Here is a 22,334-nt window from a genome sequence, read left to right on the forward strand (position 1 = left end):
TCGAGCTTAAATAACTAATAAGAAGAATAAATTATAATCAAGGTAGCATCAAAGTAACTTTATGCTACCAAATACGCGCTATACTCGACCATTCGATCAAACTATTGGGCAAGATACCAAAGAAGATAATAACAGCCGTGACGCCTATAACCATAAGACCGCCAACACGAATACCCCATTGCCCAGCCACATCAAACTCAATAAACTCTTTTGGACGTTTAAACAGCGTTAACATCACTCGCAAATAGTAGAACAGACCAATGGCACTACCTACAACAATCATGGCAGCTAAGAACCACTGCATGCCTTGTACAGCGGCAAGTATAGCAAAGAGCTTAGTAATAAAGCCTGCAGTTAATGGAATACCAGCCAGCGACAACATCATGATAGTCATGACTCCTGTCAGTACTGGACGACGCCAAAACAGACCTTGGTAATGTATCAGCTCATCGGCTTCACCCTCTACTCGATAAGGGCTTGACATCAAGGTCACCACGCCAAACGCGCCAATAGAAGTAAAGGCATAAACGGCCATATACATACTAGAGATACTATCAGCAGCTGAACCAATACTAACAATAACAATTAACACGTAACCCATATGTGCAATGGAGGAGTAACCGAGTAGACGCTTGAGATTGGTTTGACGTACCGCTAATAAGTTACCTACTAAAATAGATAAAGTGGCCATAACCATCAATAGCATTTGTACTGATGGCAGCGCTAATAAAGCGGTATCTATTAAGAAGCGTACCGCTAGAGCCATCATCGCAACTTTAGTAACTGAACCTAAATAAGTAGCAACTGGTGCTGGAGCTCCTTCATAGACGTCGGGCGTCCAGATGTGAAAAGGCGCGGCTGACAGCTTAAAAGCAATGCCAAACAGCATCATCGCTGCACCCAATATGAGTAGAGGCGACTCAAATATATCACCAAGTACCATATTTATGGGTTTAAAGGCAAGCGTCCCTACCTGCGCGTAGATGAACGCCATACCCATAAGCAAGGTCGCTGAAGCGGTAGCGGATAAAACGATGTATTTTAATCCTGACTCCAAAGAACGGCTGCGTAAAAAGGTATAAGAAAGCAGGCCATATAGGGGTACTGATAGTAGCTCCAAACTCATAAAGAATGCTGCCATATGCTGCGCGCTTACCATAAGTAGTGCGCCGGTAGTCGATACCAGTATTAGCAAATAAAGCTCTTCTTTATGGTCATTGAACTTGGCAAAATAAGCATAAGACAGCGTACAACACGCTAGCGCGCAGATCAGTATGACCACCATGTTGAACTGAGCAAAATTGTCAATGACAAACATCGTATCGGCATGTGGTAGTGCAGCGCCGCTACTAATAACTCCTCCCATTTGGGCAAGCAAAGTAAACAGACTAACGTTGAGACCAAATACGGTAATCGAAGCTGTGACGAAGTGCGAGCGCTTCACGGTAATCGCGATCATTACCAGCAAAACTGTAATCGCTACCGCAATAATGGATGCATAAGGCAACAATTCCATCAAATCATTCATCGTAATATCGTTCATGACTTAACGTACCTCCATCGCATCGAGTGACTGCGGTATATTTAACTGAGTTACTTCACTATAAATATAAGCGTTATTAATCCACTGCATAGCATGACTTGAGGTATCAAGTATCGGCTGCGGATAGAGGCCAAGCCATACCAGCCCACCAGCTAATACCAGTAGTAAAGAGATCTCACGCTTACCCAAATCTTTTAGCGGACGCTGCGGTAAACCATGTGATTTGGTCTCATGTCTGGCTACTTCTTTGATGTTATTGGCGCCAAACAAAGCCTGGTGTATTAAAACCAACGAATATAGACCAGCTAATACTAAGCTGAAGGTTGCAAGTACTACGAATACTGGATACTGATTAAAGGTACCAAACAAAATCATAAACTCACCGATAAAGTTGCCGGTACCTGGAATACCAAGCAGCGCTGCACAGAAGAACATGAGGAGCGGCGCATAATAACGAAACTGTCCCCAAATACCGCCCATCACTGTCAAGTCGCGCGTATGCAAACGCTCATACAATTGCCCTGCCATAATGAACAGTGCCGCTGAGCTTAAACCGTGTGCTAGCATTTGCACCATCAAACCTTGCAGGCTTAGTAGCGTACCGGCATAAATAGCCAATACTACAAAACCCATATGCGAGATACTGGTATAAGCCAATAAGCGCTTCATATCTGTCTGCATAAAGGCCAACCATGCGCCATAAAAGATACCTATCGTTCCTAGAGTCATCGCAATAGGCGCAAAGTCTTGAGAAGCGGCGGGGAATAAAGGCAATACAAAACGAATCAAACCATAAGCGGCGGTCTTAATCAGCACCCCTGCCAAATCGACTGAACCTGCTGTCGGTGCCTGTGCGTGCGCATCTGGCAACCAACCATGAAAAGGCATAATAGGCAGCTTGACAGCAAAGCCGATAAAGAAGCACAGCATGATTGGGTACTCCCAACCATGAAGCGAGGTACCAAGCAAATCGTTGTAGTTAAAACTAAGCAAACCGCTCTGGGCATAGCTGATGATAACTAGCAACAAAATACCAACGAGCATGATCAGCCCTGAGAGCTGAGTATAGATAAAGAATTTGGTCGCGGCATATTCTTTCGTTTTACCGCCAGCTACATCATGACCCCAAATAGCGATCAAGAAATAAATGGGAACCAGCATCATCTCCCAAAAGAAGAAGAATAAGAACATATCAAGCGCTAAAAACACACCAATAACGCCGCCCAAGCTCCATAAAAGGTTGAGATGGAAAAAACCAACTCGGCGTTGAATCTCATTCCACGAGCAAGCAACTGCAGCGATACCAAGCAACCCTGTCAAAGCCACCATCAATAGCGACATGCCATCCATCGCCAGATAAAAGCTGATACCAAAGATAGGTATCCATGGCACATTGAATTCTGCGAACCAAGGAGCGGCTGCACGTGGTGAGATAACCTGTTCACTCATACCACTAAAGTCGCCATACTGCCATAACACTAGCGATAAGATAAAGGTCAATATCATACCGATCAAAGCAATCCAGCGCGGCAAGCGTTTGTTGACCTTTTCAATTAACCAGCACAGCAATCCGGCAATAAAGGGAATAGCAATTAGCGCTGGTAGCATCCACGTTTGTTGTAACTCTATCATTTTATACCACCGTTATCATTACCAGCACTAGCAATACAGCCATTCCCAAGCCAAAGCTTGTAGCGTAGCCTCGAAGTGACCCTGTTTGTGTCGCCGAAAACATCCTATTACCCGCAGATGCAAGCGTTGGCAATACATTCCAAGTCCTGTCGACCGGATCAGTCTTAAACAAGCGCCCAATCATCAAGAAAGGTTTTACAAAAACCAAATCATATAAGGCATCGAAACCTAAGCCGTGATAGCACCAATGATACAGAGCGCCGCCTATAGATGAGCGCTTAAAGCTTGTGAGCATGCGGCCTTTATTCACCACATATAATAATGCCGCTAAGACTAGCCCTGCAACCATCGCACCCATGGCGATATACTCAGCGGTATGCTTGCCATGCGCTTGTCCCGCTATCTCTAACATATGACCATAGCTCTCAGGCAATACCCCTTGTAGCGGCGGTATAATCTGTGCGCCAACTACAGTTGATAGCACCAATAGCACGCTAAGCGGTAGCCAGTAGGAAATACCTGACAACTTGTGCGCGTGAGTTTTTTCTTCGCCAAAGAATATGAACCAAATCATCCGGAACGTATAAAGCGCGGTTAAAAATGCACCAAATACACCTACGTAGAATAAAACTTGATGACCTGTGGCATAAGATTCCCATAAAATAGCTTCTTTAGAATAAAATCCAACCGTCACCCAAGGGATCGCAGCAAGGGCACCGCCGCCGACAATATAGCACCAAAAGACTAAAGGTATTTTGGTACGCAGACCGCCCATTTTAAAGATGTTTTGTTCATGATGCACCGCCAATATGACCGCACCTGAGGACAAGAATAATAGCGCTTTAAAAAAGGCATGCGTCATCAGATGAAAGATAGCGCCTTGCCAAGCGCCAACGCCTAAAGCCAAGAACATATAGCCGATTTGACTCATGGTTGAGTACGCTAAAATGCGCTTGATATCAGTCTGCGCCAATGCACAGAATCCTGCAACGACTAAAGTTAATGCCCCTACTGCACCAACCCAATACAGTAAAATACCTGGAGTGAGTATAAATAAGGGATGCATACGCGCAATTAAATACACCCCTGCTGTAACCATGGTAGCGGCGTGAATAAGCGCAGATACTGGCGTCGGTCCAGCCATAGCATCTGCAAGCCAAGTATGTAGCGGCAGCTGCGCTGATTTACCCATAGCGCCGCCAACCAGCATCATAGTAGTTAGAATCATTACCGGATCATTGACATTAAATAGTTCAGGCGCGCGAGTAATGATCTCTTGAATATTAAGGGTACCAAATTCGCGGTACAGTAAAAACAGACCAAAGGCTAAAAATACATCACCAACTCGCGTGACCGTAAAAGCTTTCATCGCCGCGCGGCCATTGGCGCGATCATTGAAATAAAAGCCAATCAGTAAATACGAGCAAATACCAACGCCTTCCCAGCCAAGATACAACAACAATAAATCATCTGCTAATACCAGCAGTAACATGCTGGCGACAAACAGATTCATATAGCTAAAAAAGCGAGCAAACCCCAGCTCGCCTTTCATGTACCAAGCAGCAAACAGATGAATCAAAAAACCAACGCCGGTCACCACACCAAGCATGGTTAGCGCTAAGCCATCGAAGCTGAGACCAAAGCTTGGTGTAAAATCACCAACTTGCATCCATGTCCATAGCGGTACTTGTACGATGCTACCAGTAGGATAAGTCGTCAAAAACGTAAAGCTGGCGACTAAAGTGCAAAGGGCAGATAGCGCCATGCTACCCACACCGACGAATGCTGCTGCCTGTTCGGTTAACCGATCGCGCATAAAGGCTAAAATCAAGAAGCCAATGAGCGGAAATATAAAGGTTAATGGTAATAAACTCATGACATCATCCTTTCATCTCATTGGCGCGGTCAACATCGAGATGTCCACGCTTATGATAAAACTGCAATAATATGGCAAGACCAATAGACACCTCAGCCGCCGCTAAAGTCAAAATAAAGATGAACATAATCTGTCCATCGGGATCTGCCCAGCGACTCCCTGCAATTACAAAGGCAAGCGCTGCCGCATTCATCATAATTTCAAGACTCATGAGCATAAATAAAAAATTACGCCGTACCATAACCCCGCACAGACCAATCGTAAACAAAATACCAACCAAGATCAGTCCATGGCTCATGGGTATCACGCCCAGTACGTTTTGCACCTCAGCAGCGGGCTGTACTAAGCCTACTACTTCATGGGCAAACGGTACGTTTGACACCTCTGGTGCCACGCTTGCTGCTTGTGTCATTAGTCTGACTCCTTGCGCGGGGCTTGCGGCATGCCCACATAGTCATGTGGATCTACTTCTTTATATTCGTAAGATTCGGCTGTCGCAGCTGTATCCAGTGCCCTATCTCTTGTTACACTACTTTTTTGAGCATTAGGTTTTTCGATATTTACGCTGCTCAGTGCAGAGCGGCTATGCTCATCTGTGATGTCGTCATCCAAAGATTCTTTACCCAAGTGATAAGCGGCCACTAGAGCTGCCAATAATAGTAACGCGGCAATTTCAACCAAAATAATATACTTACTAAATAACACAGTACCCACTACCTTGGCTGGAATAGTTACCCCGCCCATCATAGCTGTATCGTTGTGATTTAGACCTATCAAGGCATAAAGTACCACAGCAACGATAATCATTAAACCAGTAGGCAGCGCCCAAGTGCCGGCATCAAGCCAAAGCTCTTCACGCGCCTTATTAGCCATTCCTAAATTGAGCATCATAATCACAAAGACAAATAGAACTAAAATAGCACCAGCATAAACAACAACCTCAAGTGCACCAGCGAACGGAGCACCCAGTACGAACATAATGCCAGCAATGGACAATAGTAGTACGATCATCGATAAAATAGCATGTACCGGATTACTTTGGGTGATGACTCGCAAGCTTGCAAAAATTGCCACCGCGCTTAGCGTATAAAACCCTACCAGATCAGGAGAGTTCAAAAAATCTATCATGGCAGCAAACTCCTTAGATCCACAGGCGCAGCTTCGTTTTGTGCTGAGCCTTTTGGTTTATCTGCTACCGCCATACCAGTGACGCGATAATAATTATAATCGGGATATTTACCTGGCCCCGATATCAGTAAATGCTCTTTTTCATAGACCAAGTCTTGGCGATTATACTCGCCAAGCTCAAAATCCGGGGTCATCTGAATGGCTGTCGTCGGACAAGCCTCTTCACACATACCACAAAAAATACAGCGCGAAAAATTGATACGAAAGAATTCTGGATACCAGCGTCCATCTTCACGCTCAGCTTTTTGCAAAGAGATACAACCCACAGGACAAGCGACCGCACACAGATTACAAGCCACACAGCGCTCATCACCATCAGGATCGCGAGTGAGCACAATGCGCCCACGAAAGCGCGGCGGCACCGGCACGGCCTCTTCTGGATAAAGAATCGTATCACGTGGTCGTATCGCGTGGCTATTGACCATCCACATACTGCGGACGATGGTATACATACCAACGATGGTCTTTTTTATAGTAGTAAGCATGGAATTATTATCCTTATCAGCTTAACCTTGGTGTATAGACAGTGACGACAAATAGTTGTCAATAACTATCACGTCGGGGTAAGGATCAAAATTATCGCAGCGGTAAGTAGCAAATTAATCAAAGTGACTGGTAGGCATATTTTCCAGCCAAAATTCATTACCTGATCATAGCGTGGCCGTATGAGCGAACCCCGTGCTAAAACAAACATCGTCATAAAAAACAAGGTTTTAATCATGAACCAAAAAGCAGGTGGAATAAATGGAATATCTAAGTTAAAAGGCGCCAGCCAGCCGCCAAAGAACAGACAGGTCATTAGCGCTGAGATAAGTACTACGTTGACATATTCGCCAATGAAGAACATACCAAATTTCATACCCGAGTATTCGACATGATAACCTTCGGCCAGCTCCTGCTCTGCCTCTGGCTGATCAAAGGGATGTCTATGAGTAACGGCAACCCCAGCTACAACAAAGGTCAAAAACCCTAAAAACTGCGGAATAATGTACCAGCCGTCAATTTGTGATTCAACGATTACCCTCAGGTTAAAAGAGCCTGATAAAGCAACAACGCCCATTAAAGACAAGCCTAAGAACACCTCATAACTGATGGTTTGCGCCGCTGAACGCAGGCCGCCCAATAGTGAGAACTTGTTCGCTGAAGCCCAGCCACCAAACATCACGGCGTAAACGGCGATACCGCCCATCGCCAAGAAAAACAAAATGCCAATATCCCAATCAGCAACCCCAAAGGTGGGTGATATTGGAATAATGGCAAAAGAAGCTAATGCCGTAAACATGGCCACGGCGGGCGCGAGAGTAAAGATAAACTTATCGGTAAAATTGGGCGTCCAATCTTCTTTAAAGAAGATTTTGAGCATATCAGCAACCAATTGTAAGGAGCCAAAAGGTCCTACGCGATTAGGCCCATAACGATCTTGCCAAAGCGCTAACATACGGCGCTCATATATGATCATTAAAGCTGCGGTAATGACTACAACTAAAAAAATAACGATAGATTGCACGACCAAAAACAGAATGGACCAAGCATCAAAGCTCATCATACCAGCCAAAAAGCTTGGCACATCGGGAATAATACGAGTATATGGCATATTATACCTCTTGCGTGCTAGTCGGTGCTGATACACTATCAGCCGTTAAATGAGTGTCATCTGCCATGCCACCCGTTATCACAACTGGCGCATCCACCTTACGTACGGAAGCAGGAGTAGAAGGATGCACGATATTAACCTGTCCGACAGGATAACCAATACAACCCTCCGCTAAATACGGAACCGTTTGTACGGGTAAGGTAATTTGCTGGTTGTCGATCTCGATAGCCAGATAGTCTCCGGCGGCAATACTCCATTCTTTGGCATCATCAATACCGATATACCATGTCGCTACCGGCAACTGCTCAGCGACGATTGGACTGCGCGAAGCCATAATAGAGCTAGCATAGATGTTGTAAATAGGCACCAGTTTTGCCTGTCCTTGCTGCATATTAGTAGTATTTAAAGCTGTAGTTTCAGGTGCGATATATTGGCGCTTGGCTAAACGCTCGAAGCGATCAAACAAGCGTACCCCTGGATCACCATTTTTTAGACTACCACCGACTTTATCTTGATATTTGTTCCATGCCTGCGGTGAGTTCCAACCTGCAGCACTAGCAAATGGAATCATTGAGCTTTTGGTTTGTTTACCGCTATAACCTTCCATTGAAAACGTCAAACCGGTATCTAAATCCTTTGGCTGCATCGGTTCATGTACGGATATGGGCGCTCGCATAGCAGTACGACCTGAGTAGCGACGCGGTTGGCGAGCGATTTTTAGACCAGTAATGCGATAATCAGCATCTGGAGCTGCATCTTTGATACCTGCAAGCTTAGGATGAGTAGTTACTAAAGCATTGATCACATCATCAAGCTGAGTCCAATCGACTTCCTTTTCCATCAAACTACTATGCACAGCATGCAGCCAGCGCCAGCCTTCTTTGATACCGCTAAGCGGATGATAATAGTTGTTGTCATAAACCTGAAAGAAACGCTGAGCACGGCCTTCTGCTGATATCAACGTACCATCTGCCTCAGCGAAGCTGGCAGCTGGCAGTACGATATCAACATCTTTATGCCAATCTAGCAGTTGATGATCTAGAGCAATAACGGTTTTATCGGCCAATAAACGAGTAAGTTTTTGGGCATCAATCGCTTCTGTCAATTGATTTTCAGCAACGACTATAACTTCAAAATCAGTAGCAAGCAGCTCCTCTACTGACTGACCGCCAAGCAGACAGACGCCTATACTATTAGCATCTGCTACTGCAAGGTAGATGCCAGCTTGGGCATGATAGTCAGTATTAATCTCTCTTAGTTCAAGCTCATCAGCAGGCTCACGATCAATATCGTCTTGCTCGTCTTTATTGATACCCATTCCAGATTTAGCGGGCTTGGCCGATAACTCTTTATCTTCATCAGGCTGCGCGGTTTGTGCTTGCTGCTTGGCTGCGCGAACCTCTTCGTTATGGGCATCAACTCGACCTTGTTCTGTCCGTTTAATAGCGGTGCGCTTCTGACTTAGTACTTGGGTAATTTGCGCAGCAGCTTCTATCAGAGCAATAGACGATAGACTACTACCTGATACTACCAGGGGTCGATCAGCAGTTACTAAATCGTAAGCGATTTGCTTAGCAAGCGCTTGCATAGCATCCATATCACTAGCAGCAGAATCTGACTCTGCCTGCTCTTCGGGGTCAGTTATTTGTTCTAAATCATCAGCTAAGCTACTGATCTCATCAGCGACTTTAAAACCTAGTTTGGTGATATCTTCAGGAGTTGCTACACAGCTGATCTTACTGATATCATCAAGCTTAGTTTGCGTGACATCGATGACATAAACAGGACTTAGCGCTCCTTGAGCAATACGCTGGACAGGCTCTGCAAGCCAAGCCTGAGTCTTAGCAGCGGCGGCCATTTTAAGCGCTTCGTTTTTTGCCGATTGACGTACAGATAGTGCGACTCGCGGTGAGGTTTGAGTGATATCTTCGCCCAAAACAAGCACGGCGTCATGATATTCGACCTCAGTTAAGCCTGGATTGTGAATGCCTTCGGTAGTTAAAATCTCGATACACTTATTGACCAAAGCCTGCTGCTGGTGATTAAGACCTGTTGAAAACCTCTCAAAGCCGACTAAGTTTTTTAGCGCAAAGTTGGTTTCTAAACTGGCGCGCGGTGAGCCGATTCCAATAACCTTTTTATCTTTTATGCGTTTGATAGTTTCATCAAGCGCATAATCGATATTGATTTTGACGTGCTTGCCATTGATAAGCTCAAGCGCTTGCGTAGGACGATCGGCACGGTTGACATAACCATAACCAAAGCGACCACGATCACATAAGAAATAGCGATTAACCTCGCCGTTATAACGATTTTCAATACGGCGCAGCTCACCATAGCGCTCACCCGGTGAGATATTACAGCCCGCTGAGCAGCCATGACAAATGCTAGGCGCATACTGCATATCCCATTTACGGTTATAACGTTCAGAGTGGGTTTTATCCGTGAATACCCCAGTCGGACACACTTCAGTTAGATTACCTGAAAACTCACTTTCAAATTGGCCCTCGCTTTCACGGCCAAAATAAACCCGGTTGTTGGAAGCAAAAACGCCTAAATCCTCGCCACCTGCATAGTCTTTATAAAAACGCACACAGCGGTAACAAGCAATACAGCGGTTCATTTCGTGAGCGATAAAGGGCCCAAGATATTGATTGTGATGAGTACGTTTGGTAAAACGATAGCGGCGATTGGTGTGACCTGACATATAGGTCATATCTTGCAGATGGCAGTGCCCACCCTCCTCACAAGTCGGACAGTCATGAGGATGGTTGGTCATTAGTAGCTCAACCATAGACTTACGAAATGCTTTAGCTTCATCGTCGGTGACCGAGATATACATATCATCATCGGGAGCCACCATGCAAGACATAACGATCTTGCCTTTACCAGCTTCTAAATCCTCTTTGTCTTTGTACTGCTTAACCGCGCACTGACGGCATGAGCCTACCGAACCTAGAGCTGGATGATAACAAAAATAGGGCACATCGAGGCCAAGGGATAAACAAGCTTGCAGCAAGTTATCACTGCTATCTACTTCGACAGTGGTTCCATCAATATGTATGACTGCCATGCCGCTCTCCTTATTTCACTACTAGCTGCTGAGCATCTGCAGCCTCAATGACATCTTCACCAACCGCCCGTGCAATCTTGTTGTCAAACTCAGGGCGGAAGTATTTAATCGCACTCATCAGCGGCTCCATAGCACCGGGGGCATGAGCGCAGAAGGTTTTACCAATCCATAAATCGCGCGTTAAACCCTCAAGCTTTTCGACGTCACCTATCTGCCCCTCGCCATTATTAATAGCGGTCAGCAACTTGACGCCCCAAGGCAGGCCATCACGGCATGGTGTACAAAACCCGCAGGACTCACGTTGAAAGAAAATCTCAAGGTTACGCAGCAGTGCTACCATATCTTGCGATTCATCAACCACCATAATAAGTCCAGTACCCATACGACTACCTGCTTCTTGAATAGTATCAAAATCAACGACAGTATCTAGATGATCAGCAGTCAAAAAGTCAGTTGACGCCCCGCCTGGTAACCAAGCTTTAAGGGTTCGCCCCTCTTGCATACCGCCTGCGAAGTCTTCAATAATCTCGCGCGCTGTATAACCAAAAGGCAGCTCCCAAAGACCAGGATCATTAACCAATCCTGAACAGCCAAACAGTTTAGTGCCTGGAGTCTCAACCACATCTTTGATTTTTGCTAAATCTTGATACCATTTACTGCCGTGCAAAATAATTGCTGAGACATTATGCAGAGTCTCGACGTTGTTAACTACGGTTGGTCGACCCCATGCTCCAGCAACTTGTGGGAATGGCGGCTTGGTACGCGGATTAGCCCTGCGACCTTCTAAAGAGTTCAGTAGAGCCGTCTCTTCACCGCAAATGTAACGACCAGCGCCGGTATGCACATGCAAATCAAAGCTAAAACCTGAACCTAAAATATCGTCACCGATAAGATTATTGGCACGCATCTCGTCGAGGGCTGCATTTAAGCGCTCTGCTGCAACGATATACTCACCGCGGATAAAAATATAACCCGCTGTAGCACCAATGGCATAAGCCGAGATAATCATACCCTCAATGAGCTGAAACGGGAGACGCTCCATAAGCAAACGATCTTTAAAAGTACCCGGTTCCATCTCATCGGCATTGCAAACTAAATAGCGTGGTCCGCCATCAGGCGGTGCCATGAGTGACCATTTAATCCCGGCTGGGAAACCGGCGCCGCCGCGACCTTTTACGACCGCTTCTTTAATAGTTTCGAGAGTCTCATCTGCTGATTGATTCAATGCTATCTTTAAAGCTTCAAAACCGCGTAGGGACTCATAGGTTGCCAGGTCTAAGACAGCATCATGGTGCGCCAAACGCCAAGTTAGAGGTTTGGTCTCACTGGTGGCCGTAGCTTTATCACCATAAACTGGGATACGCTGCTCGTTGAGCTGACTTGGCGCTTTGCCTTGGCGGCGCTGCTCAATTTGCTCTGAAACGGTTAATCTCATGTATATAGCTCCAATAGTTGCGCAACCTCGTCAGGCTGGACTGGCCCATAAGTATCCTCATCAATTAATACTGCAGGACCTTTATCACAATTTCCTAAACAGCAAATTGGCAATAGCGTAAAGCGACCATCGATGGTGGTCTGACCATATTCGATACCTAGCTGGGATCTAAACTCAGCAGACAATTCCTCATAACCTGTCAAATAACAAGCGATAGAATCACATATTAGGATAACATGGCGACCAACAGGCTGACGGTAAATACGGTTAAAAAAGGTGGCTACGCCATCAAGATCAGTTACAGGAACATCTAAGATATTAGCAATAGCATGTACTTGCGCATCATCGACCCAACCATTGCGCTTTTGTACAATTTTTAGGGCATCTAATGAGGCCGCGCGCGCATGCGGATAATGGTGCATAAAGTCGGAAATGGCATCAATCTCTGCGCTGGTTAAAATACTAGCTACATCTACTTTTGGCACTTTATCAGAAACAATTTTCATAATCTTCTTTCTATCCTCACTCACCACGCTTAATCATATTACGACTAACGTTGTATCAAAAAAAATGTGCAAATAGTCATATTGAAACATTACAGCGTTTTGGTGTGCCTACTGGCAATAAGAACCTATTATATAATTTTTAATCAAATACAGTCTTACTAAACTAGAGCCTCATTTAACGATCACAGTCAGCCATCACAATATCAATAGATGCCAAGTACATAATGGCATCGGACACCAAAGAACCATTAATCACTGAGGGCATTTGTTGCAAATGTGCAAATGTTGGCGTACGAATGCGTGTACGGTAGCTCATAGTGGCGCGATCTGAGGTAATGTAATAGCTATTTATTCCTTTGGTCGCCTCTACTAATGTCGCGCATTCACCTGCTGGCATGACCGGGCCCCAAGATACTGAGAGAAAGTGATTAATCAGAGTTTCGATATCATTGAGGGTGCGATCCTTTGGCGGCGGTACCGTCAGTGGATGGTCAGCTTTATAAGGTCCTTGCGGCATATTGTCCATACATTGACGAATAATACGCATGGACTGACGTATCTCTTCAATTTTAATCATACAGCGATCATAAGCATCACCGTTGTGACCGAGCGGTACTTCAAAATCAAAGTTCTCATAGCCCATATAAGGTCGAGCTTTACGTAAGTCGTAATCCACACCAGTTGCGCGAAGACCGACCCCAGTTACCCCCCATGCCAGCGCTTGCTTAGCGTTGTACTGAGCAACGTTTTGGGTACGGCCTTTAAGCACGCTGTTTTTAAGCGCTGCTTTGACATATTCATCTAAGCGCTTAGGCATCCAGTCCAAAAACTCACGAACCAAACGCTGCCAACCCCGTGGTAAATCTGCTGCCGTGCCGCCGATACGAAACCAAGCTGGGTGCATACGATAGCCAGTTACCGCTTCAATGACGTCATAGGCTTTTTGGCGGTCGGTAAACATGTAAAAGACCGGCGTCATACCACCCGCATCTTGAATAAAAGTACCGACGTAAAGTAAATTATTAGTAATGCGGAAAAACTCGCTCATCATAATACGGATAGTCTGCGCGCGATCAGGTATAGTAATGCCCGCAAGCTTCTCTACCGACATGATGTAAGGTAGCTCGTTCATTACCCCGCCAAGATAATCGATACGATCGGTGTAAGGAATGTAGGAGTGCCAAGTTTGGCGCTCTGCCATCTTTTCGGCGCCGCGGTGGTGATAACCAATATCTGGAATACAGTCAATGACCTCTTCGCCATCAAGCTGCAGTACCAATCGAAAAGCACCATGGGCTGAGGGGTGGTTGGGACCTATGTTCAAAAACATAAAGTCCTCGTCGCGACCTGAGCGCTTCATACCCCACTCTTCGGGGACAAAACGCAGGTTTTCTTGCTCATATTGCTGTTTGGCAGCATTTAAAAAGTAAGGGGTAAATTCAGTAGCGCGCGCATGATACTCTTTGCGTAGCGGATGACCTTCCCAATATTTCGGTAGTAAAATACGGGTCAGATGCGGATGACCGCTAAAAACAATGCCAAACATATCCCATACTTCGCGCTCATACCAGTTGGCATTGGGCCATATTTTGGTCGCACTAGGAACAGTCAAATCCTCTTCGCTAAGTGCCACCTTAATGCGCACATCACTGTTGCGCTCAAGCGACATCAAATGATAGAACACTGTAAAGTCGCTGGCGGGCAAACTTTGACGATGTTGACGTAGACGCTCATCTATCGCCGACAAATCAAATAGCATGACATAAGGTTTGGGTAGCTTACGCAAAAATAATAGAACATCTAATAAATCAGCGCGCGCCACCCAAACCGTTGGAATCTCATCGACGGTCTGCTGTACTACAAACTTGCCAGCATATTTGTGACCGAGCTCTTTGATAACTGCTGGTACTGGTTTAATTTTGGGATCTTTGTTTTCAACTACCATGACCATGAATGATGTCTTCCTTCATAACTACTTTATAGCAAGATTAACAGCGGGATTCTCTCAGCAATAAGCTCTTTAGATATTGTGAGTAATCATTTGGTTAAATACTGTCTGGGCTACGTAGGTTTTTTACGGCAATGCGATCTGCTTGTTTGCGATCACGTTCAGGCGTCATCTGCGGTTGATAGATACCTTGGTCTTCAACATGAATACCCAATGGTCGACGCTCTTTAGTAATGGACTCTTGTAGTAACATAAGCCCTTGTATTAGCGCTTCTGGACGCGGCGGACAACCAGGTACGTAAACATCAACGGGGATAATTTTATCCACCCCTTGCACCACAGAGTAAATATCGTACATACCGCCAGAATTGGCACAAGCACCCATGGAGATGACCCATTTAGGCTCGAGCATTTGCTCATAGAGACGCTGAATAACGGGTGCCATCTTAATAAAGCAGGTACCAGCTACGATCATTACATCGGCCTGACGAGGTGAGGCACGAATAACCTCAGCGCCGAAGCGTGATAAGTCATGAACTGCTGTCAAAGTCGTCGCATATTCGACATAACAACAAGAAGTACCGAAGTTAAAAGGCCATAGTGAATGTTTGCGACCCCAATTGGCTGTTGAATGCACAAGGTCTTCTAAACGGCCCATAAAGACGTTTTTATTAACCTCATCTTCTATAGGATCATTGACCGTTTCGCGAGTCTGAGCAGGATAAGACTCAGCATCAGGGTTGGCTTTTGTTAGTGTGTATTTCATAACATACAACCTTTATATTAAGCACAGCGAAGAAGGAGATGATAGTACTCAGATCGACATAATCATATGGACTACTTTTTCAGCAACTAAATGTAGATTAACCCAGTCATACCATTATTTTATTAAGGCTCATCTAGGTACTAGTTATTTGTATTTTGAGCAGTCTCAGCAAAGTCTACTGAAGTAATATCACCTGTAGTGTTGATATGATCAATGTTTTGCAAATGTTGACGGTTGATCTCAATACTATTAGAGACATTAATCTGTCCTGATGATTGTGCTGGTATTTTACCAGTAGGATCTCTTATTAGCTCGTCAACACCATTAAACTTAGTAATGTCTGCTAAATTAAAACCATTAGGGTTTGCATATAAGCGTGGTTTTTTGATTCGTTTATCAGAAGGTGACCAGTTCATAGCACCCAAACTAAGCTCGTATATTAGACCAATAATTAGGATACCAATAAAGACGGCCGCTGCTGCAAACCCAATCCAGCCCACCTCAACTACGGAGACGGCATAAGCGTATAAATAGAGCGCTTCTAAATCGAAAATGACAAAGAAAATCGCCACTAAATAAAATTTGGCAGACAAACGAATACGGGCATTGCCCGCTCCGACAACACCCGCTTCAAATACTTCTTCTTTTTGCAAGCCACGTGAACGTCCACCAAGTAAGCGGGGGACGACAAGCATGAATACAACCAGACCAATAGCAGCTAGAATAAAAGCAACTGCTGACCAATTAAAAGCAGACATGATAATACTTGCTCCTCACCAAATCTAAAGTTAGAAAATCATGAGCAGTGCCATTGAACATAATGCTCTTGATATCGATAACTTAGACGAAAACAGAACTCGCTGTTTTTGGGTAGTTATACTGGTAATAGCCAATTAGCAAGATTATTGAAAATGATACAAATGGTATCGATTGCGAACGCATATACGGTATATGCGTACAACGTTTGGTCATAGAATACATTCTATAACTTAGTTGAATGAATTTATTAAATCAATATTATATTGAACCATTTAATTGATTTAATAACTCATTACATATGATCAATAATAGCGTGACAACTGACATAAATCACCTACTTACTATACGCATATCAAGCTTCAAAAGCCAGTTTTTAACTGTATCAAGTGGTCACCTAATATGCTACAAAATGTGTGTGTTTTGCCATAAATTATGGTACAGGGTACGCCTTATTTTAATTTTTGCAAGTCATAAAATAGATAGTAAAGCTTATATTATTATTAAATAGGTAAACCTATAAATAATAACAAGGGTTTACCTACAATGACTCTATATGACTTTCATAAAAAAGGACAAATCGATTAACGATCTGTCCTTCTGTCTACAAAAGATAGGATAAATAACTATTGATTGATGACATCAACACCTGCTGGTGGAGTAAATTTAAACTGGTTGCTATTGACGCTAGAGTTTAGTTTGATGTTGTTAAACTTAATAGATGTGGTTTGACCCAAAGTATCGTTTAATACCATCATAACTGGTTTACCACCGCTAAAACTTACCGATAAATTCTTGAAGCTAGCATCGTCTGACTTGGGATAAAGCACATAATAGTTTTTATTGTTGTAAGGCTGGGTGATTTTGAAATTTTGCGCAATTTTGTTAGGATCGCCTGATAATAGCAGTGCTGGTGTGTTACCTACTTGCGTATCTACGCCCTGCTTGGTAGCTTGTTCCAGGTCTTTGTCATAAATCCACATTGAGTTGCCATTAGCTACAATTAGCTGCTCTGATGGCGACTTAGTCTCCCAGCGAAAGTTATTAGGACGCTGTACACTCATTGATCCCTTGAAGGTACCACTACTTGCGCCCTGAGTCGTTTGGCTAAAGTCTGCCGTCATACTCTTGGTATTGGTTAATAGTTTATTCAAGCGTTTAGCAGCAGTTAAGCTATCAGCAGGCGCAGCGGTTGCTGATTGGGTTAGCGCTATTATAGGCAGAGCAGCGCCAAGTGTGGTTGTTAATACACCTGCTAATGCGCCACTGATAAGCTTTTGTTTGACAGACACTTTCTGCTCGGTTAGCTGTTTATCTGTCGGTTTTGTTAATAAGGTCATCTTTTTCCTCTCATAATAAAAATTTAATGGCAGTCAATCAAATTATAATGTGGTTCTCTAACAATGTGGATCTGCAACGTTTTAGTTCTAATTAATCAGCAGTCTTTTTAGTTAAAATTTAAATAGTCAGTACTCAGTGAGCATCTCTTTTGCATAGCATACTGTTGATTAATGTTTACAGTGTGCCAGCTTTTTTATTACGCGCCTAGTCATGATTTGCAATCAATACTACCCCTATTATACGCGCTTGTAACACTGACAGTTACACAGTTTTTACCAAAATAATTTTATCTTATAGCCTTTGTAGACTCTATTGTCTACTCGTTACTTTTATTCACCTATTGTTTGGTATATGGAGTATAGCCAATATAATGCTAATAAAAATTATATAAGCGTAAAAAATCCCCACTACCATCTGGTAATGAGGATTTAAAAATCGTGCCGTTTTATGTGGAAACTGTAAACTAGTACAGATAATAAACTAGCACAAATAAATAATTACGCGCTTTCAACCATCACGTAGCGACGGTTAAACTTGCCTTTAGTTGCAAACTTTACTACACCATCGTTTAGTGCAAATAAAGTATGGTCACGTCCCATACCAACGCCTTCGCCTGCGTGGAATTCGGTACCACGTTGACGAACAATGATGTTACCAGCAGTGATCGTTTGACCACCAAAAATTTTTACGCCAAGCATTTTTGGATTTGAATCACGACCGTTACGGGTTGAACCGGCAGCTTTTTTATGTGCCATGGATAATTCTCCTTGTTAATATGACTTATCGCGGCTGCGACATTCGGATGCTGTTAACACTTTAGCTTATCATCAGTAGTCAATTAATAAGTAGTCAGTTAATAAAATGAATAACTGACTACTGATTGATAATAATTAAGCATTAATCGCTTTGATTTTTAACAAGGTATACCATTGGCGGTGACCTTGCTCTTTATGGTAGTGCTTGCGGCGATTGTGCTTGATAATACGAATTTTCTCTCCACGACCATGCTCAACTACTTCCGCCTCTACGCTTGCACCGTCAACAACTGGCTGACCGATTTTGACATCATCGCCATTAACGACCATAAGGACATCTTCAAACTTGATTGTCTCGCCTTTTTCTGCTTTTAGTAACTCAACTCTAAGCAACTCATCGGCAACGACACGGTGCTGCTTACCACCACTTTTGATTACTGCGTACATTGTCTGACTCCGTTTAACCCGTGTGCCGTGGCTGATACTATACCAACGCTTCAATAACGAACACGACAGGGAAAAATTAAAGGCAAGATTTTACGTCTTTTTGTCTTTAAAAGCAAGTTAACTACTCTGTTTTTATAAGATTAGGAGACTAAAAATAATTCTTATAATCATAAACTTGCAAGCCAACTAACCTTAACATCAATTTGTATTTGCAGGTATGATTATATCTTATTTAATCAAATACTTACAGTACGCTATTCACATTTGTATTACTTTAAATACCGATTTTAAAGGTTAGCTGTGCTATGATATGCACGCTATGGAACTGAGAAACGATAACTTATAAACATAAATAGAATAAACAGCCACACCTCCGCTTTCTCAAACCCTTTACTTATTTTCTATTATTAATACGATTACTACTATGACCAGCACCTCTTTAGTCAGCGCAGCAGCGACACCTCCCTCATCTCAGCCAAACTATGCCGATATTCAAAGTATCGTCGCTGACGACTTTGAGATTATGGATAAACAAGTTTTTGGCAGCTTGAACTCAAAAGTACAGCTCGTTATGAGCGTCTCGCAACATGTCATTAACGCTGGTGGCAAACGTATGCGCCCATTGATTACTTTATTATGTGCGCGCATGTTTAACGATGTACCCTCACAGCAAGCGATGCATCTGGCTGCTATTACTGAGATGCTGCACACTGCCACTTTGGTTCATGACGATGTGATTGACGAATCAGGGCAGCGCCGTGGTAAACCTACTGCTAATGCTACTTGGGACAATGCTACAGCCGTGTTAGTCGGTGATTACCTGATTGCACGAGCTTTCAATTTATTGGTCGGTTTTCAAAGCTTATCATTGTTGCAATTATTTTCAGATGGTACGTGTGATATTGCCGAAGGTGAAGTGCTCCAGCTGCAGCACCAGCATAACCCCTCTGCCACTGAAGAAGATTATTTGCGTATTATCGATGGTAAGACCTCACGTCTGTTTATGATGGCGACTCAAGGCGCGGCTATTTTGCAGGGGCAAGAACAGTATCTGCAAGCTTTGTCAGACTTTGGTCAACACTTCGGCAATGCCTTTCAAATTATAGATGATGTGCTTGATTATAGTGGTGATAGCGCTCTTATGGGCAAGAATCTAGGTGATGATTTGAGTGAGGGCAAACCTACTTTACCAACAATCAAGGCACTTGAGCTATTAAAAGATAGCGATGAGCAAGGCTATAATCAATTACGTATTGCCGTTCAAACAGGCAAAACCCCTAATGCTGAGCAGCTTATTGAATTGGTACGTAGTTCAGGATCACTTGCTTATTGTAAAACGCGGGCTTTAGAAGAAACTAAATTAGCACAGCAGGCGCTAAAATTTTTACCTGACAATCGCTACCGTCTAGGATTGTATCAGTTGACAGAGCTGGCTAGTGCGCGGTTGCTATAAGATAATTTGTGTCATATATGCCGTATACACAATATAGACGTTAGTGATTAAACTGAGGTATCATCTCTCATTCTTTTTATAACTTTTTAATATAATTAAGAGGTTAGATAGTATTGATTACATTTTCTTATTGATAATTTTCTTACTTTACTGTCTCGTTTGTTTTTTGGAGCATAAGAAAAGTTCTTCTTATGTTTTTAATAATGCTAAAGAAATATTAACAAAAATTAACATTTTCTTGTTTACTCGTTTATTACAAAGAATTGTACAGATTTTCCCTTGTAATGCTCTTATTATCGGTAATACTTCAAATTATATATTTGACTCTATTCTAGTATTAAAAGAAATGCGGCCTATGTCATTTGACTAGGCTTGACTATAGGGTGTGCCCAATAGTTTATAATAGCGATCAAATTTATATAGCTAAATTGGCAACGAGCCGAACGGTTCGTGACTAAATATTCTTTGGATAATAGTAGTCAGTCATCTAGCCTGTTTGACGTAAATTATTATCTATGCTGTAAAACTATTTTTTCAACAGGCTAGAATTCAACCATCATTTTTTATATTGTTATTATTTTTATAATATATCGCCGAGGACATTGATGAAGCACTCTTATCTTGCGCTTGTAATAGCATCTGTACTATCTGGAGCTGTACTGGTTGGCTGTGACAGAAACGAAGACGCTGGAGACGCCGCACAGCAGCAGATGCCACCTGCCGTCGTCAACGTCCAAACTGTGAGCTTTGATACTATCCCTCAAGTACAGACTTTTTCTGGGCGTACTGCTGCATATGAAACTGCGAATGTACGACCTCAGGTCAACGGGGTTATCGAAGAGGTCTTATTTCGTGAAGGTAGTAACGTTGAAGAAGGTCAGCCTCTTTATCGTATTAATACCGATAACTATACCTCCTCTGTTGCCAGCGGTGAAGCAGCTGTCCAGCAATCTCAGGCTAATTATCAAACAGCGCTGGCTAATAACGCTAATGCTAAAGCGGAGCTGGCCAGTCGTCAAGCTTCTCTAGCGCAAGCGGTAAACGATTTTCAACGCCTCGAGGGGCTGGTTGAGATTGACGCCATCTCTAAGCAGCAGTACGACCAAGCCCAAACGCAGGTTCGTACGGCACGAGCAGCAGTCGAAAGCGCGCAAGCAGCAGTTGGTCAAACCCAAGCTGCTATAGAAAGCGCAAAAGCTGACATTCAAGCCGCTAAAGCCAATCTAAATGCCAGTACCTTAGATCTTAACCGTACTATCGTGCGTGCGCCTATTACTGGTCGCAGTGATCGCTCAAACGTTACTGCAGGTCAGCTAGTCAGCTCGGGACAATCTGAACCGCTGGTAACTATCTCACGCTTAGATCCTATTTACGTTGATATTAGCCAATCTTCCTCTGATCTGCTCAAATTGCGTCAGCAGCTCGCTGAGGGTAAAGCTCAAGCTGGCGCAAATTCTGTTGAATTGGTGCTAGAAGATGGCTCAGTGTATCCAGTACGCGGCAAGATCTCACTATCAGAAGCTAGTGTTGATGAGTCGACAGGGGCTGTTACCCTGCGCGCTGTATTTCCAAACCCTAATAATGTCTTGCTGCCTGGCATGTATGTCACCGCTCGAATCATTCAAAGCGTTATCCCTAATGCAGCTTTAATTCCGCAAAGTGCCGTTATACGTACGCCAAAAGGCGCGCCGCAAGTTTATATTGTGGATGAGAATAATAAAGTTCAGGTGCGTCCAGTTACGATTAATGGTACTTATGAGGGCAACTGGGTTGTTACTGATGGTCTTGAGTCAGGTGACAAAGTCGTCGTTGTCGGCGGTGCAAATCTCAGGCCTGATCAAGAAGTTACGGTCAAACCAATGGAAGACTCTAATCCTGCATCATCTACACCAAATGCTCCTACAAATGAGTCATCACAGCAAGCGGCTGCAACAACGGATCAGCCAGCTAGTAGCGATAATGATACTAGCACATCAACCGATGCCACTAACTAACTCCATTCAAAGGTAGGAAGACTTAGG

18 protein-coding genes are annotated in these 22,334 nt (G+C 43.7%); 2 read left to right on the top strand and 16 right to left on the bottom strand.

Annotated features, from left to right (window positions below):
* Window positions 1-64 precede the first annotated feature (64 nt).
* The 16 genes from ACR63N_RS11120 to rplU all read right to left on the bottom strand — a co-directional run bounded on the left by ACR63N_RS11120 (window position 65) and on the right by rplU (window position 18,860).
* Window positions 65-1,543, bottom strand: a complete 1,479-nt coding sequence (locus ACR63N_RS11120) for an NADH-quinone oxidoreductase subunit N (protein WP_367103843.1) — start codon at window positions 1,541-1,543, stop codon at window positions 65-67.
* A 3-nt stretch (window positions 1,544-1,546) separates the two neighbouring features.
* Entirely contained in the window at window positions 1,547-3,175 is a 1,629-nt protein-coding gene (nuoM, locus tag ACR63N_RS11125; RefSeq protein ID WP_367103842.1) for an NADH-quinone oxidoreductase subunit M, read from the bottom strand.
* Window position 3,176: 1 nt separating this feature from the next.
* Complete coding sequence (gene nuoL, locus ACR63N_RS11130; RefSeq protein WP_367103841.1) at window positions 3,177-5,051, bottom strand: NADH-quinone oxidoreductase subunit L; 1,875 nt, start codon at window positions 5,049-5,051, stop codon at window positions 3,177-3,179.
* A gap of 4 nt (window positions 5,052-5,055) precedes the next feature.
* Window positions 5,056-5,364, bottom strand: coding sequence for an NADH-quinone oxidoreductase subunit NuoK (gene nuoK / locus ACR63N_RS11135; protein ID WP_367104164.1), 309 nt, complete (start codon window positions 5,362-5,364; stop codon window positions 5,056-5,058).
* Window positions 5,365-5,462: 98 nt separating this feature from the next.
* Window positions 5,463-6,179 carry an NADH-quinone oxidoreductase subunit J gene (gene nuoJ / locus ACR63N_RS11140; RefSeq protein ID WP_472782033.1) on the bottom strand — a complete coding sequence of 239 codons (717 nt, stop codon included), beginning with the start codon at window positions 6,177-6,179 and terminating at the stop codon, window positions 5,463-5,465.
* Window positions 6,176-6,724 (bottom strand): NADH-quinone oxidoreductase subunit NuoI, encoded by a 549-nt coding sequence (gene nuoI / locus ACR63N_RS11145; protein WP_367103839.1) that lies wholly within the window; start codon window positions 6,722-6,724, stop codon window positions 6,176-6,178. The genes nuoJ and nuoI overlap by 4 nt, the downstream gene beginning before the upstream one ends.
* Before the next feature lie 68 nt (window positions 6,725-6,792).
* Window positions 6,793-7,785, bottom strand: coding sequence for an NADH-quinone oxidoreductase subunit NuoH (nuoH, locus tag ACR63N_RS11150; RefSeq protein WP_367104163.1), 993 nt, complete (start codon window positions 7,783-7,785; stop codon window positions 6,793-6,795).
* A gap of 49 nt (window positions 7,786-7,834) precedes the next feature.
* Window positions 7,835-10,906 (bottom strand): NADH-quinone oxidoreductase subunit NuoG, encoded by a 3,072-nt coding sequence (gene nuoG, locus ACR63N_RS11155; protein WP_472782034.1) that lies wholly within the window; start codon window positions 10,904-10,906, stop codon window positions 7,835-7,837.
* Window positions 10,907-10,916: 10 nt separating this feature from the next.
* Window positions 10,917-12,341 (bottom strand): NADH-quinone oxidoreductase subunit NuoF, encoded by a 1,425-nt coding sequence (nuoF, locus tag ACR63N_RS11160; protein WP_367106783.1) that lies wholly within the window; start codon window positions 12,339-12,341, stop codon window positions 10,917-10,919.
* On the bottom strand, window positions 12,338-12,847 hold the full coding sequence (nuoE, locus tag ACR63N_RS11165) for an NADH-quinone oxidoreductase subunit NuoE (protein ID WP_472782035.1): 510 nt from the start codon (window positions 12,845-12,847) through the stop codon (window positions 12,338-12,340). The genes nuoF and nuoE overlap by 4 nt, the downstream gene beginning before the upstream one ends.
* A gap of 175 nt (window positions 12,848-13,022) precedes the next feature.
* On the bottom strand, window positions 13,023-14,798 hold the full coding sequence (gene nuoC, locus ACR63N_RS11170) for an NADH-quinone oxidoreductase subunit C/D (RefSeq protein WP_367103835.1): 1,776 nt from the start codon (window positions 14,796-14,798) through the stop codon (window positions 13,023-13,025).
* 94 nt (window positions 14,799-14,892) lie between these two features.
* Window positions 14,893-15,561, bottom strand: a complete 669-nt coding sequence (locus tag ACR63N_RS11175; RefSeq protein ID WP_367103834.1) for a NuoB/complex I 20 kDa subunit family protein — start codon at window positions 15,559-15,561, stop codon at window positions 14,893-14,895.
* Window positions 15,562-15,701: 140 nt separating this feature from the next.
* Complete coding sequence (gene ndhC / locus ACR63N_RS11180; protein ID WP_472782036.1) at window positions 15,702-16,319, bottom strand: NADH-quinone oxidoreductase subunit A; 618 nt, start codon at window positions 16,317-16,319, stop codon at window positions 15,702-15,704.
* Window positions 16,320-16,943: 624 nt separating this feature from the next.
* Entirely contained in the window at window positions 16,944-17,657 is a 714-nt protein-coding gene (gene lolA, locus ACR63N_RS11185) for an outer membrane lipoprotein periplasmic chaperone LolA (RefSeq protein WP_367103832.1), read from the bottom strand.
* Between the two features lie 498 nt (window positions 17,658-18,155).
* Complete coding sequence (rpmA, locus tag ACR63N_RS11190) at window positions 18,156-18,413, bottom strand: 50S ribosomal protein L27 (RefSeq protein WP_353104720.1); 258 nt, start codon at window positions 18,411-18,413, stop codon at window positions 18,156-18,158.
* Between the two features lie 135 nt (window positions 18,414-18,548).
* Window positions 18,549-18,860, bottom strand: coding sequence for a 50S ribosomal protein L21 (rplU, locus tag ACR63N_RS11195; RefSeq protein WP_367103831.1), 312 nt, complete (start codon window positions 18,858-18,860; stop codon window positions 18,549-18,551).
* Between the two features lie 523 nt (window positions 18,861-19,383).
* On the opposite strand from rplU, the gene ACR63N_RS11200 reads away from it, so the two are divergent.
* Window positions 19,384-20,313, top strand: coding sequence for a polyprenyl synthetase family protein (locus ACR63N_RS11200; RefSeq protein WP_472782742.1), 930 nt, complete (start codon window positions 19,384-19,386; stop codon window positions 20,311-20,313).
* A 605-nt stretch (window positions 20,314-20,918) separates the two neighbouring features.
* On the top strand, window positions 20,919-22,307 hold the full coding sequence (locus ACR63N_RS11205) for an efflux RND transporter periplasmic adaptor subunit (protein ID WP_367103830.1): 1,389 nt from the start codon (window positions 20,919-20,921) through the stop codon (window positions 22,305-22,307).
* The last annotated feature ends 27 nt before the right edge of the window (window positions 22,308-22,334 follow it).

The sequence above is a fragment of the Psychrobacter sp. M4 genome (assembly GCF_055699795.1).

Bases quoted from the DNA above. Each gene is read 5' to 3' on its own strand.
- nuoG (WP_472782034.1), bottom strand. From the start codon at position 10,906: ATGGCAGTCATACATATTGATGGAACCACTGTCGAAGTAGATAGCAGT.
- nuoM (WP_367103842.1), bottom strand. From the start codon at position 3,175: ATGATAGAGTTACAACAAACGTGGATGCTACCAGCGCTAATTGCTATT.
- nuoL (WP_367103841.1), bottom strand. From the start codon at position 5,051: ATGAGTTTATTACCATTAACCTTTATATTTCCGCTCATTGGCTTCTTG.
- nuoE (WP_472782035.1), bottom strand. From the start codon at position 12,847: ATGAAAATTGTTTCTGATAAAGTGCCAAAAGTAGATGTAGCTAGTATT.
- nuoJ (WP_472782033.1), bottom strand. From the start codon at position 6,179: ATGATAGATTTTTTGAACTCTCCTGATCTGGTAGGGTTTTATACGCTA.
- ACR63N_RS11175 (WP_367103834.1), bottom strand. From the start codon at position 15,561: ATGAAATACACACTAACAAAAGCCAACCCTGATGCTGAGTCTTATCCT.
- nuoI (WP_367103839.1), bottom strand. From the start codon at position 6,724: ATGCTTACTACTATAAAAAAGACCATCGTTGGTATGTATACCATCGTC.
- rplU (WP_367103831.1), bottom strand. From the start codon at position 18,860: ATGTACGCAGTAATCAAAAGTGGTGGTAAGCAGCACCGTGTCGTTGCC.
- ndhC (WP_472782036.1), bottom strand. From the start codon at position 16,319: ATGTCTGCTTTTAATTGGTCAGCAGTTGCTTTTATTCTAGCTGCTATT.
- nuoF (WP_367106783.1), bottom strand. From the start codon at position 12,341: ATGAGATTAACCGTTTCAGAGCAAATTGAGCAGCGCCGCCAAGGCAAA.
- nuoC (WP_367103835.1), bottom strand. From the start codon at position 14,798: ATGGTCATGGTAGTTGAAAACAAAGATCCCAAAATTAAACCAGTACCA.
- lolA (WP_367103832.1), bottom strand. From the start codon at position 17,657: ATGACCTTATTAACAAAACCGACAGATAAACAGCTAACCGAGCAGAAA.
- ACR63N_RS11205 (WP_367103830.1), top strand. From the start codon at position 20,919: ATGAAGCACTCTTATCTTGCGCTTGTAATAGCATCTGTACTATCTGGA.
- nuoH (WP_367104163.1), bottom strand. From the start codon at position 7,785: ATGATGAGCTTTGATGCTTGGTCCATTCTGTTTTTGGTCGTGCAATCT.
- rpmA (WP_353104720.1), bottom strand. From the start codon at position 18,413: ATGGCACATAAAAAAGCTGCCGGTTCAACCCGTAACGGTCGTGATTCA.
- ACR63N_RS11120 (WP_367103843.1), bottom strand. From the start codon at position 1,543: ATGAACGATATTACGATGAATGATTTGATGGAATTGTTGCCTTATGCA.
- ACR63N_RS11200 (WP_472782742.1), top strand. From the start codon at position 19,384: ATGGATAAACAAGTTTTTGGCAGCTTGAACTCAAAAGTACAGCTCGTT.